This is a genomic window from Paraflavitalea sp. CAU 1676 (assembly GCF_029223285.1).
GTDB lineage: Bacteria > Bacteroidota > Bacteroidia > Chitinophagales > Chitinophagaceae > Paraflavitalea.
On the sequence record NZ_JARHUJ010000007.1, the window covers coordinates 110,498 to 127,603 of the forward strand.

18 protein-coding genes are annotated in these 17,106 nt (G+C 41.8%); 13 read left to right on the forward strand and 5 right to left on the reverse strand.

Features of this window, described 5'->3' with window-relative positions; translation table 11 throughout:
* The first annotated feature begins 26 nt into the window (after positions 1-26).
* The gene (locus P2H89_RS22850) at positions 27-1,190 is read left to right on the forward strand and encodes a cation:proton antiporter (RefSeq protein WP_275831284.1); all 1,164 of its coding nucleotides are present in this window, start codon (positions 27-29) and stop codon (positions 1,188-1,190) included.
* Between the two features lie 10 nt (positions 1,191-1,200).
* Complete coding sequence (locus P2H89_RS22855) at positions 1,201-1,491, forward strand: hypothetical protein (protein ID WP_275831286.1); 291 nt, start codon at positions 1,201-1,203, stop codon at positions 1,489-1,491.
* 137 nt (positions 1,492-1,628) lie between these two features.
* Here the strand turns inward: P2H89_RS22855 and P2H89_RS35430 are convergent, their stop codons facing one another.
* A complete protein-coding gene (locus P2H89_RS35430; protein WP_345799373.1) occupies positions 1,629-1,949 on the reverse strand; it encodes a 3'-5' exonuclease in 321 nt (106 codons plus the stop codon).
* A gap of 132 nt (positions 1,950-2,081) precedes the next feature.
* Here P2H89_RS35430 and P2H89_RS22860 point away from each other — a divergent pair, with 132 nt between their 5' ends.
* Complete coding sequence (locus P2H89_RS22860) at positions 2,082-2,417, forward strand: hypothetical protein (protein ID WP_275831288.1); 336 nt, start codon at positions 2,082-2,084, stop codon at positions 2,415-2,417.
* Positions 2,418-2,472: 55 nt separating this feature from the next.
* Here the strand turns inward: P2H89_RS22860 and P2H89_RS22865 are convergent, their stop codons facing one another.
* Positions 2,473-3,837 carry a BACON domain-containing protein gene (locus P2H89_RS22865; RefSeq protein ID WP_275831290.1) on the reverse strand — a complete coding sequence of 455 codons (1,365 nt, stop codon included), beginning with the start codon at positions 3,835-3,837 and terminating at the stop codon, positions 2,473-2,475.
* Between the two features lie 1,388 nt (positions 3,838-5,225).
* On the opposite strand from P2H89_RS22865, the gene P2H89_RS22870 reads away from it, so the two are divergent.
* The 7 genes from P2H89_RS22870 to P2H89_RS22900 all read left to right on the forward strand — a co-directional run bounded on the left by P2H89_RS22870 (position 5,226) and on the right by P2H89_RS22900 (position 12,466).
* Positions 5,226-6,785: a phage integrase SAM-like domain-containing protein gene (locus tag P2H89_RS22870; RefSeq protein ID WP_275831292.1), complete on the forward strand. Its 1,560-nt coding sequence runs from the start codon at positions 5,226-5,228 to the stop codon at positions 6,783-6,785.
* An 18-nt stretch (positions 6,786-6,803) separates the two neighbouring features.
* Positions 6,804-7,808, forward strand: a complete 1,005-nt coding sequence (locus P2H89_RS22875; protein WP_275831295.1) for a PDDEXK nuclease domain-containing protein — start codon at positions 6,804-6,806, stop codon at positions 7,806-7,808.
* A 459-nt stretch (positions 7,809-8,267) separates the two neighbouring features.
* Positions 8,268-8,702, forward strand: a complete 435-nt coding sequence (locus tag P2H89_RS22880; protein ID WP_275831297.1) for a rhodanese-like domain-containing protein — start codon at positions 8,268-8,270, stop codon at positions 8,700-8,702.
* A complete protein-coding gene (locus P2H89_RS22885; RefSeq protein ID WP_275831299.1) occupies positions 8,699-9,208 on the forward strand; it encodes a TlpA disulfide reductase family protein in 510 nt (169 codons plus the stop codon). The genes P2H89_RS22880 and P2H89_RS22885 overlap by 4 nt, the downstream gene beginning before the upstream one ends.
* Positions 9,209-9,243: 35 nt before the next feature.
* A complete protein-coding gene (locus P2H89_RS22890; RefSeq protein ID WP_275831301.1) occupies positions 9,244-9,903 on the forward strand; it encodes a metalloregulator ArsR/SmtB family transcription factor in 660 nt (219 codons plus the stop codon).
* Between the two features lie 140 nt (positions 9,904-10,043).
* Positions 10,044-11,147 carry a rhodanese-like domain-containing protein gene (locus P2H89_RS22895; RefSeq protein ID WP_275831303.1) on the forward strand — a complete coding sequence of 368 codons (1,104 nt, stop codon included), beginning with the start codon at positions 10,044-10,046 and terminating at the stop codon, positions 11,145-11,147.
* Between the two features lie 29 nt (positions 11,148-11,176).
* Complete coding sequence (locus P2H89_RS22900) at positions 11,177-12,466, forward strand: MFS transporter (protein ID WP_275831304.1); 1,290 nt, start codon at positions 11,177-11,179, stop codon at positions 12,464-12,466.
* A 936-nt stretch (positions 12,467-13,402) separates the two neighbouring features.
* Here the strand turns inward: P2H89_RS22900 and P2H89_RS22905 are convergent.
* From P2H89_RS22905 to P2H89_RS22915, 3 genes are all read right to left on the reverse strand, one after another.
* Positions 13,403-13,864, reverse strand: coding sequence for a hypothetical protein (locus tag P2H89_RS22905; RefSeq protein WP_275831306.1), 462 nt, complete (start codon positions 13,862-13,864; stop codon positions 13,403-13,405).
* A gap of 98 nt (positions 13,865-13,962) precedes the next feature.
* On the reverse strand, positions 13,963-14,292 hold the full coding sequence (locus tag P2H89_RS22910) for a YnfA family protein (RefSeq protein WP_345799374.1): 330 nt from the start codon (positions 14,290-14,292) through the stop codon (positions 13,963-13,965).
* Between the two features lie 46 nt (positions 14,293-14,338).
* Positions 14,339-14,608 (reverse strand): hypothetical protein, encoded by a 270-nt coding sequence (locus P2H89_RS22915; RefSeq protein ID WP_275831309.1) that lies wholly within the window; start codon positions 14,606-14,608, stop codon positions 14,339-14,341.
* 83 nt (positions 14,609-14,691) lie between these two features.
* Here P2H89_RS22915 and P2H89_RS22920 point away from each other — a divergent pair, with 83 nt between their 5' ends.
* The 3 genes from P2H89_RS22920 to P2H89_RS22930 all read left to right on the forward strand — a co-directional run bounded on the left by P2H89_RS22920 (position 14,692) and on the right by P2H89_RS22930 (position 16,658).
* Positions 14,692-15,111: a MerR family transcriptional regulator gene (locus tag P2H89_RS22920; protein ID WP_275831311.1), complete on the forward strand. Its 420-nt coding sequence runs from the start codon at positions 14,692-14,694 to the stop codon at positions 15,109-15,111.
* 468 nt (positions 15,112-15,579) lie between these two features.
* Complete coding sequence (locus P2H89_RS22925) at positions 15,580-16,050, forward strand: TlpA disulfide reductase family protein (protein WP_275831313.1); 471 nt, start codon at positions 15,580-15,582, stop codon at positions 16,048-16,050.
* A 2-nt stretch (positions 16,051-16,052) separates the two neighbouring features.
* Complete coding sequence (locus tag P2H89_RS22930) at positions 16,053-16,658, forward strand: thioredoxin family protein (RefSeq protein ID WP_275831315.1); 606 nt, start codon at positions 16,053-16,055, stop codon at positions 16,656-16,658.
* Positions 16,659-17,106 lie beyond the last annotated feature (448 nt).

Genomic DNA, 17,106 nt, shown 5'->3' on the forward strand with positions numbered 1-17,106 from the left:
TACATAAGCGTCTAATAGTCATAGATATGCATAATCTGCTCTTTTCTATTAGCATAACATGCCTTGTCATCCTGCTCCTGATGTTTGTGCTGAAAAAGTTCAGTCAACCACACCTGGTCGCTTATATAATCGCAGGTATCTTCCTTGGCCCGCATGTCACCGGCGTACTGACTGACGGGGCATATATACGGAGCCTCGGAGAATTGGGCATTTTGTTTTTGATGTTCTTTCTCGGTATGGATATCCATATCCCTGACAGTAAAAGCCTACTTCTGAAACCGCTCATTGTACAAGCTATGAAGACGGTGGTAAGCGTTGTCTTTGTGTTGCTGATGGGCAAATGGCAAGGCTGGAATATGGGAAGCATTATGGTTATTACTGCACTATTAATTTTCAATAGTACGGCTGTGGTATCAGAGTTCATGCGAAAAAAAGGTGAACTCTATTCGGAAAGTAGCAAAATCGTACTGAATACTTTGCTCCTGCAGGATATTATGCTGGCCCCGGTACTGACGCTATTTCAATTTGCAGGAAACCGGCATCTGAATGTACAAAAACTATTATTATCAGTTGTCGGTTGTTGGCTGATCTTTTTATTACTCAGAGCCATCCGGAATAGAAATCTTTTTCAGATACCTGTCATCCGGGAAATGGAGCGTGATCATGAATTGCAGGTTTTTGCCGGTTTACTGATCTGTGTGGGATTTGCGGAGGTCGCTTCTCTGGCTGGTCTAACGGGTACTATTGGCAGCTTTGCGGCAGGCATGTTTATTGGCCGCACAAAGGCATTCCATTGGCTGGAAAACGTGCTCAAGACCTTTAACATTTTCTTTGTCTCCCTGTTTTTTGTCTCGGTAGGCCTGTCGCTGGATCTGCATTATTTGAAGGATAACTACCCCATAATAATGCTTATTACCGTGATGGTCTTCATCATCAATAACCTGGCTTCTGCTATCGCCTTCCGGCTGCTTAGACATGGGTGGCGGGAAAGCATTTACGTGGGCGGGCTATTGTCTCAGGCCGGTGAATTTGGTATAGTGGCCTGTTCGTTGGCTTATGAGATGGGCATCATCCCTATGAATTTATTCAAAGCAGGTCTTACCATCACCAGCCTTTCTTTATTATGTTCTACACTTTGGATCTCAATAGCACGAAAATTTATCTATTATCCCGTTCGTATTAATGTTTAAAGTCAAGATCATGAAAACAACCTTTTATTTATTGATTACCCTAAAGACCGCGGATGGCCACGAAAGTTTTGGAAAGTTCTTTCTTGGCGAGGACGAAGCGGTAGCGCGTCAGACTTTCAGTCTGCTGAAAGGAACTGCGGATGTGGGCGAAACTCAGGTATTGCTATTTGAATTGATGGAAACCCGTCAAGGATTGCCCTTTAATCTAAACGTCTTGGGATGCACACTGTCAGAACTGGGAGAAAATTGTAAGATTATCGCTATGGAAACGTTTAAAGCAATAAACCTAAAAGAACTTTAAATTAAAATGTCAGCTGTCCTCATCGGCTCAACCTGCAATTCACGTTAGTTTTATCAGTTTGAATATTCAGTTCATTAGTATTTCCCTTTTTACTCAAAATGTAAGTAGCAAATATTTATCATTACTAAATGGCCACTTCAAATGGCGTAGGCGTACTGCCAAACCATTTTGTTATGATAGAGTGATATTTCGCTAAACTCTTGCGTGAATAATAAGGCGAGTCGATGCTTCGGACGCGAGCAACTCACGTAGAATAAGTTTCGATTTCGTTCGAAAGTGTCCTGTTTGTCAGCAGGAATGCCATCATGTGCCCATTCAAGCATTTGTTTCCAGTTATAGTGATTCCAACCCCTGCAGAGTACTATTAGGACATTATCAAATTGAGTTCCTTTAACTCTATGTTTTGTTGAGAAGCGCGTATTATCATTGCGCAATTGACCAGCAAGCGAATTATTCAATTGCCTGGCATTTCCAAAAGACGACGTTAGATTATCCTTAATATATAAGCCTTCCTTGTCCCAACAAGAAATCGGTATCTCAATTTTGGTATCGAGAAATGTCTTCTGCTCACTGTTGTAACAATACTGAACGTGGATGATGCTGGTGCCATCTTTGCGAGGCCTGAAACAACCAGCAATGATGAATTTTCAACAGGTATCCAATTCAATCCGGATCACTGGGACCAGAAATTTCAACAGGTCAGCAAAGTCGAACCTCGATTCCAGACCATCAACAAAGGCCTCAAACAATTTAATACACCCCCCGGCGGCCATTTTGGAAAACTTGCCGGAACACACGAATTAGTTACCCCCCAACTTGTCATCGAAGCCTATAGGCGCCCGGCTCCAGCCCCCCAAGGCAAAAGCAGTACGTCTTTCCACAGGATGTCCTTCGCCGGAGGCAAGTGGATTGTACCTATAAACTGAAAGCCCGGCGTTCATCGTGCCGGGCTTTCACAAATTTTTGGGTACACAGTATTTGCTAAGGATTGATTCGAACAATACGCACTTTATTGTCTTCTCCATAACCTGCCACTACATAACCTCCATCGGAGGTTGCCACGGCATCTATTATCCTTTCCAAAAACATGGCATCGAAGCTCAATTCCTTCTTGGGAACCTGTAGCAGGTTTTTATCCAATCGGGTCGTGAAGCCTCTATCTTGATTCTCTCCTGTTGAGCCCGATATAGCAAAGCCACCATTTCCTAATGGAATGGTTACCCTGGCAACGACTCCAACAGCTCTATCGATCATTACGTCTTTACCCGCCATAGGCTTCAACTCTGTATCCAACATCATGCAATGTATATCAAAGTTCGCTCCATTGTTTTTTACCCCGGTTACCATATATCCATTATTCGAAACGACAATCGATGCAAAGCCGGCATCTTGTCCATAATGGTAATCCGTTACATTCAGATCCCTATCGTATTTGTAGGCAGTGGCATTGCTAAATGAACCAACCGCCAGGATCGATCCGTCGGGCGCAACGGTAAGGTCACTCACTTGATTAATGAGTCCCCGATTTGGCACAACCACGGTAAGGTCCTGATTAAGCTTTGTGATATTCATGGAGTGGCTGCTATTATCAGAGCTACTAAACGCCAATACAAAACCGTCATTAGTGCTGCGAATCAAGTGCGGCAATTCGCGGTTGTTGGTGCCATAGTCGATCATCTTTTCCTTGATGATTTCAAAATTGGGGGACAATTTAGCCAAATACGCACTCAAATTGTTTTCTCCGTAAGTCCCTATTTTTGATGCATTGACAGCAATTACATACCCTCCTCCGGCAATTGTATCCATGCTTACGATATTACCCGTTGTATATGCATTGGGTTCGATCGTTTTTTGCAGAAGGATGGATTTTCCATCCTTTGTTACCTTAATGAAGCTAACTTTCCCATCAATTTCTCCCGCAAGCACATATCCATCAGTGACTTCTGCGAAATCCCTAAATTCAAAATTGCTGAATTCCTTAGACCAATCTACGAGGCCTTTCTGATTGATAGTCACTGTTACATCGGGAATTCCGGTGGCATTTAACACCAAAGAAGCTGTCCTGGCAGTTTGTGCAGCATTAGTATCCACCATTAATTTAATGGTTGTCTGGCCGGTACCCTCGGCTGCACTTGCCTTCACCCAATCGGGCAAACCACTTAGTTTCCAGGTAGTATTGCTGGTAATTGTCAATGGAGAGTCGCCACCAGAGGTTTGTATTTCAAAAACGGCTTTGTCGATAGAGACGGCTGGAGGTTCGCCAGGTTTCTTATTGCAGGCAAACAGCATTCCGAAGTAGGTAAAGATCAGTCCAATTTTTAGGCGGTTTGAGGTCATTTGTTCCATAGGTTTACTTTTCAACCTCCAGAAACGAGCAAGCAGCTGTAAAACGGCAAACAACCTGCATCAGTGGTTTAACTTCCAGCATAAGCCGCGACAATCGGCTCATGAATGCCTCCACTTGTTTGCAGAAGTAACATTTAAGGCGTGGCGGTAAATCTGAAGCATATGCTTCCTCGATAGATCTTCGATAGTTAAAATCCTATAGGTAGCCAAGGACTAAGGTCCACGACCTTTAAGCTGAAATAGATTAAGCCCCGGGACGAAATTAGCAGTCCAAAAAGGTATAGCCCATGTTCGTAGGACAATCCCAATACCTATTATAAAAGCGACAAATATCAAGAAAACTACTAGTCGGAACCATAATGGTTCGTTTGTGAAGTTGAACTTCCCTTTAAAGAAATCGTACTGCGAAGGTTCGCTTTTCTTTTTCATTTCCATTTATGATTTTATTGGATTCAAGTGCAATTACTTTCAATCCCATCCACCACCCAAAATGTACTTCACTACTTTTTACTTTCTGGTAAATTCTCTATTCTTAGAGGTGCTAGTAGCCGCAAATTCAATCAAACAACACTTGCCTATAGTGGCAACTTTGTTACCTTTTACATTCTAATAAACTTTCATTCCATTGCACCAATGCAAGGAAATGAATTCAGTCAATTCGGGAAAGGACAAGAGACGTTTGCGAGTGAAGTACAAACTGTCATATTTAACTGATTATTAATTCACTTTAAATGACAATTACCTTCCATAAAATGAAAGACCAGGATTATACAGCCAAGTAAGAGATACAAATACCTTACAATCAATTGACTAACTGGAAAAAATCGAGGGGACAAAATTTGCCAAAATGCATGCAAATCTTACTAACATTATTTCACCGATTCCATTGGCCATCCGACAAAGATGTAAAAAACAGGATCCATCATATCTCTTAGGCAGGTTTCAAATCCGCATAAGTGTCAAGACTCCTTCAACTAAAAAATACGTAAATATATTCCCTATTCCACTTTTACAAAATGCCACAAATGACAACAGTTTAAGGGAGGTCCTTTTCAGGGGTCCTGAAACATTCGTCCTACTTAAATCTGTGGTTATAAAGATAATATTTGAGCAGGTTCGATTCCTGGCGAAGCCACAGAGAGCCCTTTTCTTAGGGTATTGAAAAAGCGCCAGTTAGGCGCTTTTTTCTTTGCAAACCCGCTTCCAGCCTGGGTTTCAAGGCGAATTCCGGAATCAACCTGTTTCAAGTCGTTTCAAAGAAAATGAGTGTTCGAGGGGGCTTTTCGAGGGGACCTTACCTTCATTTTAAAATTAGGCCCCCTCGGAAAATGCTCGAATAGGGTGGCATTGTGAAAGAGCAAGTTTAATCACTATTAAACTTATGCGCAATGCAGGAGTATCAAGAAATGTCGGTGCTGATCTACCGAAAACTCAAAAAGATCAACAAACAGGGACGAGTTCCCCTTTATTGCCGGATAACCATCTCCGATGCAGGGAAAGATGAATTTTCAACAGGTATTCAGATTGACCCTGATAACTGGAACCAGGAATTCCAGCAGGTCAGTAAAGTCGAACCTCGGTTCAAGATCATCAACAAAAGCCTCGAACAATTTAAAACAACCCTCGACGGCCATTTTGAAAAACTTGCTGGAACACACGAATTAATTACCCCCCAACTTGTGATCGAAGCGTATAGGCGCCCGGCACCTGAATCCCCCAAGGCAAAGGCAGAACGTCTTTCCGCAGAAAAGAAAGTATACTTGCTGTTCAGTTCCGATCTCGACGACCTTCTTAAAAAATGCATCAATCTTTTACTTAGCGAAGAAAAGCTCGATAACACAACCGCCAATACAGTTGTTACCCGGCTAAAACTCGACCGACTAAGGGCAGAACTTGAAATAACTTTAGCGGAAATGGTAGAGAAGGCAAAAACTATCCTTCTGGAGCCTGCCCGCCACAAAACCCTGATGATGGCAATTGACGAATTCCTGCTTGACTTCCTTGAAAAAACAATGGCCGGGGCACTGAATGTAAACACGCTTAAGAAACGCCGCTGTGCCAAGTCGAGGGTTCTTGACTTCCTGAACCGTGAACGAGGTGTAACCGACGTACTAATTGAAACAGTGAACCACACCTTTATAGTAGATTTTGTAAAGCAGGAACAAGTATTCCACAAAAACAACCACAACACGATATGGAAGTATGTTCAGATGCTCAAAGAAATTCTGGAACGTGCTGTCACTGTCCGCGAATGGATACCCAAAAATCCATTTGAAAAATTCCAATGGGCTTATTGTGAGCCTGAAGAAAAGGAATGGTTGACAATGGAGCAAATGAGATATCTCATTGCTTTCAACATTGAGGACGAAGAGCTATCGACTATTCGGGACATTTTCGTTTACCAAAGCTTTGCAGGGCCATCCTTTTCAGAACTTTTCAAATTAAAGCTACAGCACCTAAAGGTTATCGGCGGCAAAACCTGGGTAAACCAAAACAGAAAGAAAACGAGTTCCAAAGAGACACTTCCACTTCTTCCTATATGTCTTGAGATTATCGAAAAATACAAAAATCATCCCCGTTGCCTACGCACAGGAAAATTGCTACCGGTACCTACTGACCAACATTATAACCGGTGTTTAAAAACACTAAGTGAACTCACAGGTATTGAAGTTCTCAACAACTGCCATCAGGCCCGGTATTTTTTTGCCAATGAGGTAGCCCACGCAGCCGAAAGCGATCTACTGGTTATCGGACTCATGATGGGCCAACGAAACCCCAAATCAATTCATACTTACATTAAGCCAGGTCGTAAGAAGATCGGGAAAAGTATGGAGAAAATTGAAGAGCATCTATATGGAGAAGGAGGAGCACTCGCAACCACCAAGCCAGCCGAAACTGGCGCTCGGATCATCTCGATCAACTTTTCAAAACGATCTCAAAAATCATAACTTCTCAAAATCATCCAGATGAAACCACTACAGAAAGACTATCAAACCTGGTTAGATACGCTAAAAAATAGGGTCAAAGACTCGCAAATCAAAGCAGCCATACAGGTTAACCGCGAACTATTACTGTTATACTGGGAGATTGGCCAACAAATCATTGAAAAACAACAAACTGCGGGCTGGGGAGATTCAATTATCGACCAACTATCTTTCGATCTTTTAACGGCCTTCCCCGGTATGAAAGGCTTTTCCCGCACCAACCTGTTCTATATTAAGAAATGGGTCACGTTTTATAAAGCGGCGGAAACTGCCGGCGTGCCGGCTACAAAAGTCCCACAACTTGTGGGATCAATTCCCTGGGGACACAACCGGGAGATCATTACTAAGTGCTCGACCGTACAGGAAGCAATATTTTATGTACGGGAAACCATAAGTCAAAACTGGTCCCGATCCGTATTATTGGCACAGCTCGCCGGGAAACTTCATGAACGAAAAGGTGCTGCCATCCATAATTTTCAGGAGACACTTCCATTGCCACAAGCGGATCTTGCTCATGAAACACTTAAAAATCCATACAGTTTTGATTTCCTGCAAATGAGCGCCGAATACTCCGAAAGAGAACTCGAGACTGCCCTCATAGACAAAATCCAAAAGTTTCTACTGGAGCTTGGACAGGGTTTTGCCTTTGTCGGACGGCAGTATCTTCTTAAGGCGGGTATATCTGACTTCTTCCTGGACCTGCTGTTTTATCACATAAAACTGAAATGTTATGTTGTTGTTGAACTAAAGACTAGCGATTTTCAGCCCGAATTTGCGGGAAAGCTAAACTTCTACCTGAATGTTGTCGATGACAAATTAAGAGACAAAACCGACAACCCAACAATAGGACTGCTCCTATGCAGAGCGCCGGACAAAATTGTCGTAGAGTACTCCCTGAAAAACCTGAATACACCTCTTGGTGTTGCGGAATATCTACCGACAGTACAGGCAATTCAAGATAAACTATCAAAAACATTCTCGCCGTGACTTTCTAATAATCAGAAGTTCCTGGATTCGAATCCCAAGGACAGGAGCACCTAAAACACACAATTAAAGTGCTTTTTCTTTTGGGCCTAACTTCGGCTGGTTCTCCAATTTGAATCTCGTTTTTCCTATATTATCGTTTTTAAAGGTCGCGACAACCCACGTGCGAGAAGAATTGACAATCCAATTCCCAAGTTTCCTGCCGCTGTAAATAATCAATAAATCGTGCAGCTTTCATTTTTGAAATTTGTCGCTGAATCGCAGTTGCAGTATTTGGTTAAATTGATACAAAAAGAATGGAAGGGCTTCACTCAACCAACGAGAAATACTTCAATAAACCCTGGCACTTCGTCACAACAATCCTGCTTCAATATAATGCTCACATTCAGAGAGTTACAGAGATACCCAAAATCTATTCAATAATTATATTGAATAGATTGTATCTTTGCAAAAAATTGGCAAATGAGGTTCTATATCCTGTCCCTACTTGTATTATTGTCGTATCATACTGTTGCTCAGTCATCACCTGAACCATGGCGTCCTGCTCAATTGATGCCAACGAAAACGTTGGCGGAAAGAATACAAAAGGAAGAGCTCGGAAAGACTATCATAATGTCGGTGGGTCCTGATGCGATCATCAAAGGCTCTGTAGATATTGGTCCCGGCCGCGAATATCAAAATATAGCCAAGTTGAAAAATCACCTAAGGTCTATATCAAAAGAACAGGAAGTGGTGATCTACTGTGGCTGTTGCCCGTTCAGCAAGTGCCCTAATATCAGACCTGCCTTTTCAGCTTTGGTAGAAATGGGATTCAAAAACGCTAAACTGCTGGATATACCTAAGAATATCAAAGTAGATTGGCTCGATAAAAACTATCCTACACAAGCACAACCATGAAAAGAGTACTCATCACAATAGGACTGATAACAACTGGGTTTTCGCTGGCTGCACAAGACAGCGGTTTGATTCTTAACAAGCAGGCACCGCCCATTGAGTTGCTGCAGCCTGATGGGAAATTGCTCAAACTCACCGATTATGAGGGAGGATTGGTTCTCCTAGATTTTTGGGCAACATGGTGTGAGCCATGCGTGCAGGAGCAACCGGTATTAAAAAAGATCTATGAGAAGCATCAGCAATCGGTCCGGCAGGGTAAATTCCAGGTGATCGGTGTGTCACTCGACCGCAGCAAAATGAACTGGACCACCGGAATTTCAAATCTTGCCATTACCTGGCCACAAGCCAGCGATCTGAAATATTGGAACAGTCCTGTCGCCCGGCAATACCATATTGAAGAGCTACCCTATAATGTGCTCATTGATGAGCGTGGAAAGGTTATTGCTGTCAATTTGCACGGCAGGGAGCTGGAATCATTTATAGACAGCCATCTAAATAAAGCCAGCTAATGCTTTGGCTGTATTTTCGGATATTTTTTTTACGCATGAACAAGAGAGAATTCAAAGACAAGGTATATGGAGAACTGGCAAAGGTCTCTAAAGCCATGAGTAATCCTCATCGTCTCGAAATTATCGACCTGCTTGCACAAGGTCCTTTCACCGTTGAAGATATCGCCAGCTACACGGGGTTGTCAGTGGCGAACGCTTCTCAGCACCTTCAAACCTTGAAGAGCTCAAAACTGGTAAAAATATCACGGAACGGTAATTATATTAATTATTCACTGGCCGGAGAGAATGTGTTCAATGCCTGGACAGCATTGCGCGAATTAGGATTGGTATATAATGCGGAGGTCGGGAAGACAGTAAATGAGTTTCGCGCTGGATTCGGCGACATGGATTGCATCGATGCAGATCAATTATCGAAACTTGTTGAAGAAGACAAAGTTATTTTACTGGATGTGAGACCGGAAGAAGAATACAACCGTGGCCATGTACATAGGGCCATATCAATGCCTATCGAACAGTTAGGTGCAAAACTTAAAAATCTGTCCAAAAGCAAAACCATTGTAGCATATTGTCGCGGCCCTTTTTGTGTTTACGCTGACGATGCAGTAGCCTTGCTGAAGAAACATGGGTACAAGGCACAGAGAATGAAAGAAGGTTTTCCTGATTGGGCACTGAAAGGCTATCCCGTTGATCAATGAATTGGATTAATCCACACATTTTTCATGCAGGAGGCACATTAGTGATGTGTATGTGTGTGTTTACTAACAAACACAAACCTATTCAATAAACCTATTGAATAGCTAATTTTAATTTTTTTTTCCCCTAAATGAATTGATGTATGAAAAAGCAGGAGATCAGCGTTGCTGAACTGCAGCAACTTCTCAATGAAGGAACACAAGTTCAAATACTTGATATCAGACCCCAGCAACAAAGAGACGAATGGATGATTGCCGGTAGCATTCACAAAGATGTCTACGAGGAGATTATAGCAGGCAATCAGAATGCACTCGATGATGTTACACTGTCCGCGGATGTACCGGTTGTGACAGTATGTGGAGGTGGAAGGTCAAGCCTGATCGCTGCCGATATCCTGAACCAAAAGGGCTATCACGCATATTCATTGCAAGGAGGCATGAAAGCCTGGAATTATGCATGGAGCACGGCGGAAATCAAAACACTAGATGTTACTATTATTCAGGTGAAGAGAGTAGCAAAAGGTTGCCTTTCTTATATTATAGGTTCTGGTGAACAAGCAATTGTCATTGATGCAGCACTTGACCCCGCCACCTATACTCAACTGGCAGAAAATTATGGCTGGAAGATTGTGTATATAATGGATACCCATTTACATGCGGATTATATATCACGTTCGCTGGACCTGGCTGGTGAACTAGGTGCAGAGCTTTTGTTCAATAAAAGTGCAGAGACCGATTTTCCTTTCACCGGCATACACGATGGACAAATCATTCCATTCGGTCAAAGCATATTTGAAGTAATTTTTACGCCCGGCCACACTGCCGAAAGCACATCCTTCCTGGTCAATAATCAATTCCTGTTCACAGGAGACACGCTTTTCACCAATGGTGTGGGCAGGCCCGACCTGAAAGCAAATGAAAGCAAAGCATTGTTGAAGGCAGAACAACTCTATAATTCTATACAACATATCAAGAGTTTTCCTGGTGAAACTTTTATTCTGCCTGCACACACTTCCCAATCCCTTGGATTCGATAACACAGTCATCACTTCCCGGTTATTTCAAATTGTTGCACAGGTAGATCTGTTGTCATTGTCGAAAGAAGACTTTGTAAAGCAGACATTAGAACGGATTTCGCCAACACCACCAAACTATGAACAGATTGCATTAATTAATAAAACGGGCAATCATGAAGGTATTACTCCTTCGGATTTGGAAGCAGGAGCCAATAGATGTGCTGTATCGTGATCACTTTCTTCAACTACTAATTCTCAACAGTGGAAGTTAACTTAGGCTTAAAAGATAACTGGAAACAATTCTTATTACTGGTACTGGTCAATATGTTGGTCGGTGGCATGGTGGGGTTGGAAAGAACCGTTGTGCCATTAGTCGGATCAGAAGAGTTTAAAATAGATTCCGATCTGGTGATCTTCTCCTTCATTATTGCATTTGGTATTGTGAAAGCCTTCACCAATTTAATATCTGGAGTTCTCGCCGATAAATATACTCGTAAGAAGATTCTGATATTGGGTTGGTTGATTGGCGTGCCGGTACCATTTTGCTTGGCATGGGGGCCAACCTGGAATTGGATCATCGCTGCTAATATCCTGCTCGGTATCAGTCAGGGCCTTGCATGGTCAATGACTGTCAATATGAAGATTGACCTCGTAGGACCTAAAAAAAGAGGTCTTGCCATGGGATTGAATGAAGCAGCAGGTTATGGAGCTGTTGGGTTGACCGCGCTGCTGACCGGTTATTGGGCTTCTGAGTATGGGCTTAGGCCTTATCCCTTCTACATTGGCATAATCTATACCGTTGCCGGGTTGCTGCTGTCTATCATTGTGATCACAGACACGCGCAAGCATGCACAATTGGAGGCGGCACAGCGGAAGGTGACCAGAGCAGGTGAACAAGCGCATAAACCCAGCTTCTCATGGGTTTTCCGGGAAACGACCGTAAAAAATACAAATCTATTAACCGTATCGCAGGCAGGACTCATCAACAATTTGAATGATGGGATGTCTTGGGGGGTATTCCCGCTGCTGTTTATTTCTGCAGGCGTTGGCCTGGAAGGCGTGGGATGGATCAAAGCAGTGTATCCGGTTGTGTGGGGAGTAGGTCAAATCATTACCGGACCACTGGCCGACCGGATAGGACGCAAACCGCTCATTGTTTGGGGCATGTTTGTGCAGGTGCTCGGCCATATAGTAATTGGCTTACAGATCCTGCCTCCGCTACAGTCTGGCCTCACCGGTTCCATTTTATTGGGGGCGGGTACGGCCATGGTCTATCCGGCCTTATTAGCTGCTGTTAGTGACGCCGCACATCCAACCTGGCGGGCGTCTGCTTTGGGCGTGTATCGCTTTTGGCGCGATATAGGATATGGTGTAGGAGCTATCATGGCTGGTATTATCGCCGGTTGGCTGGGAATAATGTGGGCTGTGCATGTCGCAGGAGGACTCACTTTCCTCTCAGGCGTATTTGTTTGGTGGAAGATGAAAGAATCCCTTGAGGTGAGTACCCAAAAAGATCAAGCTGGTATAAAAACGGTTTCAACAACCCGGTAACTACAAACACACTCACTATTGAAGCTAATCAATTAATGAGGTGTAGTCTTACATATTTGCTATCAAAGAATAAGCTATGATGAAATATACCTGTTATTGACTTTCCTGCTACCTTTTGTCAGCTCGGCCCAACTTTCAAAAAAAGACTGTCTTTGGCTTCCCTTTGCAGGGTTTATTGGTGTTGGGAAGGAACCGGAGATGGAGCCGACGGTGCAGACACTTACGAAAGAAGCTATCGCCAGATACTAAACAAAACTTTTATTAAAATCAAAAACAAGACGAACTACCTACCCAATGACAAGTCACAAAATTCTTACGTACGTGAACATGTGGGGTACATCAGCTAATTAGATGCAAATAGTGTAGATAATAATCACAGCAATTATTTGCCAATTAAAATCACACGTGCTTCCGTGGCCAGTCTGAATAATCCGAACATTGATTAAATCGATATTATACGGAACTCCTTTTTCCGATCCTTTTCTGAATGATTTTTCTGAAGAATTTGTTTTGGAAAGTTTCAACCTTATAACGGCAAAAGCCTAAAGGTTAAGGAAATCTTTAAGTATAATGCATTAGTTAATAAGATACTGATAGAGAAAGTTTGTATGTAAATTAACCTAACAAAAGATCATCACTAAAATTTAACCCGTGGCTATAGCAGATGTTGCAAGATTCGCCTGAATGCAAAAATGACTGAATAAATGGGGATTCAGGGGGATCTGATCTGCTAGATCATGACGCCTAAAAAAGGGACTAAAGCCGTCCTATCCACTACCGGGCAACGGCCTATTAGACAAATCCTGTAAGCAGCCCCAAGAGTTTTCTTTTAATCCATACCCTGGGGTATCATATCGTCGCAGGCAGTTACGTGAAGTGGCGAGTGTCCAAAGGAGAAGTAGTTATACTAAGCTAACTTTTCCTGTTCTTGTAGTTTTACAATTCCATTTCAGTATCTATAAAAATTTTCGCGCCTTCTGGGCCAACAATTGTAAGCCACGCTTCTGTACCGTCGCCAGCTACATCTAATTTGAAATCGAAGAAATCGCAGCACAACCTTTCCGTTTTGATAAAGGATAAAAGCTCATCCAAGGTGTTATCACTACCCTCAAATTTGTACATGTAACCGTTCGCCAATTCCTGTCTGGACAATACTTTCTTTTTGAGCGACGCCATTACCTGCTCCTTTCTTTTCCTTAATTCCAGGCTTGTGAGTTTGCAGGAGACTTCCTTTGTTTTAACCTGGGTGTCCATTTTTACTGATTTTATTAACGTCTTTTTGACGCTGCTATCTTTTGAGCAGCAATCATCGGTACATGTTACTTCTTTTGTTTGCGAAGTGCCAGCGACGGAGCATAGAAGGAAAAATACCACTACACCAATTTTGGAAACGTTCATGGATGCTTTTTTTTTAGGTGCATTACGAAATTACATAGTGGAGTATAGTCCATGGTAGCCTACGACAATAAAAAAAATTTGAAATATTGAATTTCAACCTATTTCCTCGGTGCAAAAAATATTATATATGCTCCTATCAGGCAGATTATGGTTCCGATAATATCATAGGAATCAGGCTTTATCTTATCAATTTTCCATCCCCAGATCACTGCCATGATGATAAACACACCCCCATAAGCTGCATATACCCGCCCAAAACTTGCAGGTTGCCAAGTTGCCACCACTCCATACAACACAAGGATAATGAACCCTAAAATACCCATCCATAGCGGTTTGCTTTCTCTTAACCAAAGCCATACTAAATAGCCTCCGCCAATTTCACAAAGACCAGCCAGCACGAAAATGAACAATGATTTTATGATCAGCATTGTAAATATTTTTCCTTAATTTATTGAATATTAGTTAACTAACAGCTTACTTCTGATTTTCAGGCCTACATGAGCAATCTGTACTGCAAGATCTACGATTTTTATACTTTCTAATAAAATCAATACCATAAAGTACCATCGCCAGGCTTAAAAGTAGTATTGCAATTTTCTCTATTTTTCCGAAAAAGGATATAATACCCGTTAATCCTACCCCAGCACCTATTATTGGCAAAAGGCAGCAAAGGGCACAAGCAGAAAGGCCAATGATGGCGAGTATCTTACGTTTTCGTTCCGTATTCTTAAATTGAATTTTCATTTTTTGTTAAGTTTAAGGATACAAACTTAAACCGAGGAGTATAGTCTATGGTGTAACTTTGTAGGGATATAAATTTAAGATTTATGCTTATTGGTGAATTAGCAAAAAAGAGTGGTTTAACCCGCGATACTATCCGCTTTTATGAAAAACAGGGACTGATTAAAGTAGGATGGCGGGAGAGACGGGAAAATAACTACAAAGAATACTCAGCGGGTGTTTTACGACGCCTATTGCTTTTTAAGAAGATAAAGTCCTACGGCTTTACCTTACAGGAATGTGCGGAGATCATATCGTTAATAGATGCTAACCTGGCATCTTGTGACAGGGTGAGTAAGGCGGCAGATGATAAGATCATAGCTATAGAATCGAAGATACAGGAATTACAGGCGCTAAAGAACTTGCTGAGAACGAGTGTTGATGCTTGTTTAAGCGGTTGTTGTGCAAACAAGGAGGATGATAATTGCCAGCTTTTTGATCTGGAAGATGCAGCAAAGGGTCAATAGGATTGTGTTTTAAAAGTTGCAATGCTGTATCTTCACCCTTTATTGGTTACCAGGTTAATGCTATAATATTAAAAAATCTACTAAATATGGCCATATCATACGTATTGCGGCTGTAATGCGGGCAATAGTGATTATACTATCATGTTTTTGCATTGTGGTTTCTCAATCATTCGTTAAGCCTGTAATTAAAAAGTCCTCAACTTGCTGTTCAAAGAAAAAAGGAACAAAGAAAACGCTACCTTCCTCGTGTAAGGACAAAAAAAACTGTACCCTCCTTAAATCAGGTGCTGATTATACTACAGAAATTGTATCAAAAGATCAGCCTATACATTATTTCACAAGAACAGCTAAGTTCGACTGTACTACTGCCTCATTAGCGCAGTTCTCAGGTAAGCCCTGGAAACCTCCTAAGCACAATTTTTTATTTCCCGCCTAATTGTACACAGTTGATTAATCAATAGCAATAAAGTGAAAAAGTATTTATTCGCTTTGGCTTTGCTGTGCTCTATTCACGTGTTTGGCCAGCAAGTAAGTTTGGTAACCTTAGACCAGGTTTGCCAAAGGATTCAACTTGGGAAAGATACCACCTATGTTATCAATTTTTGGGCAACATGGTGCTCACCTTGCGTTGAAGAATTGCCTTTTTTTGAAAAGTTGGCCGTGCAGTATAAAAGCCAAAAGCTAAAGGTTCTATTAATAAGCGTGGATTTTAAGTCAAAGCTGAAAACTTCCGTCGTTCCCTTTGTCAAAAAACATGGATTAAAAAACCAGATTTTTGTCTTGAATGAGCAGGATCAGCAAGAGTATATTAACCGGATTGATTCAACCTGGTCCGGTGCATTACCCGCGACGCTTATAATTAAAAATCAAACACGTAAGTTCTTTGAAAAAGAATTTACGTATTCAGAATTAGTAGAAGAATATCAAAAAGTAAAATAATTATGAAGCAATTAATAGTTGTATTATTATTGGGGTTAAGCACCATTACCAATGCTCAAACCGCCACCATTACTCCGGGAACTAAAGCTCCGGAATTTGAACTAAAAAATGTAGACGGTAAAACTGTTTCATTTAAAAAGTTTGGAAATGTAAAAGGATATATTGTAGTATTCACTTGTAATACCTGTCCCTATGCAAAAGCCTATGAGCAGCGGATTATTGAGTTGAACACAAAATATACGCCGTTAGGATTCCCGGTGATTGCCATAAATCCAAACGATCCGGAAGTATCACCTGGTGACAGTTATGAGAAGATGGCGGAGCGGGCAAAATCCAATAAATATGAATTCCCCTATTTATTCGATGAAGGGCAGAAAATTACAGCTGCCTATGGAGCCAAAAATACCCCTCATATCTTCCTTGTAAAGCATACCAAGGATGGCAACATTATCAGCTATACCGGTTCAATTGATAACGATCCTGAAAATAATAAAGCTGATAAGACTAATTATCTGGAACACGCTATTGCAGCGGTCACGAGCGGAAAAGATCCAGAACTTGCGATAACCAAAGCAATTGGATGTACTGTTCGGAGAAAAAAACAATAGTCTGAGGGATAATAAATCCCGGTTTTGCCGGGATTTATTATTTACCAGTTGCGGTATAATAATAACTCATTTGTTTTTCCTTCCTTTCATAGGGAGTCAGAATGGAACAATAACGAACAATCCGGCTAATACTTTTAGATCTTCCTAATTTCCCTTCCAGCTTTTGATAGCTAACCAAATTTACCACCCAACTTAACCTGAAAAACTATTCAGAGCGGCCTGGGCAGCCTGTTGGGAGTGAGCCGCAGAATGTCATTCATATCAAGGATAAATTCCATTTTGTCTTTCCAAAAACTTAGCGGTAACTATTGCGGAACTAATGAACAACACAAATTTGGGTAGAAGATTTCGGGAATACGGTCCGAATGGCCTGGGTAAAGCCTATGCCATCCATCCGATCAGATAAATGAGTTACAAAGGGCGGTTTTGCAAGGCTAAAATGCTCTCT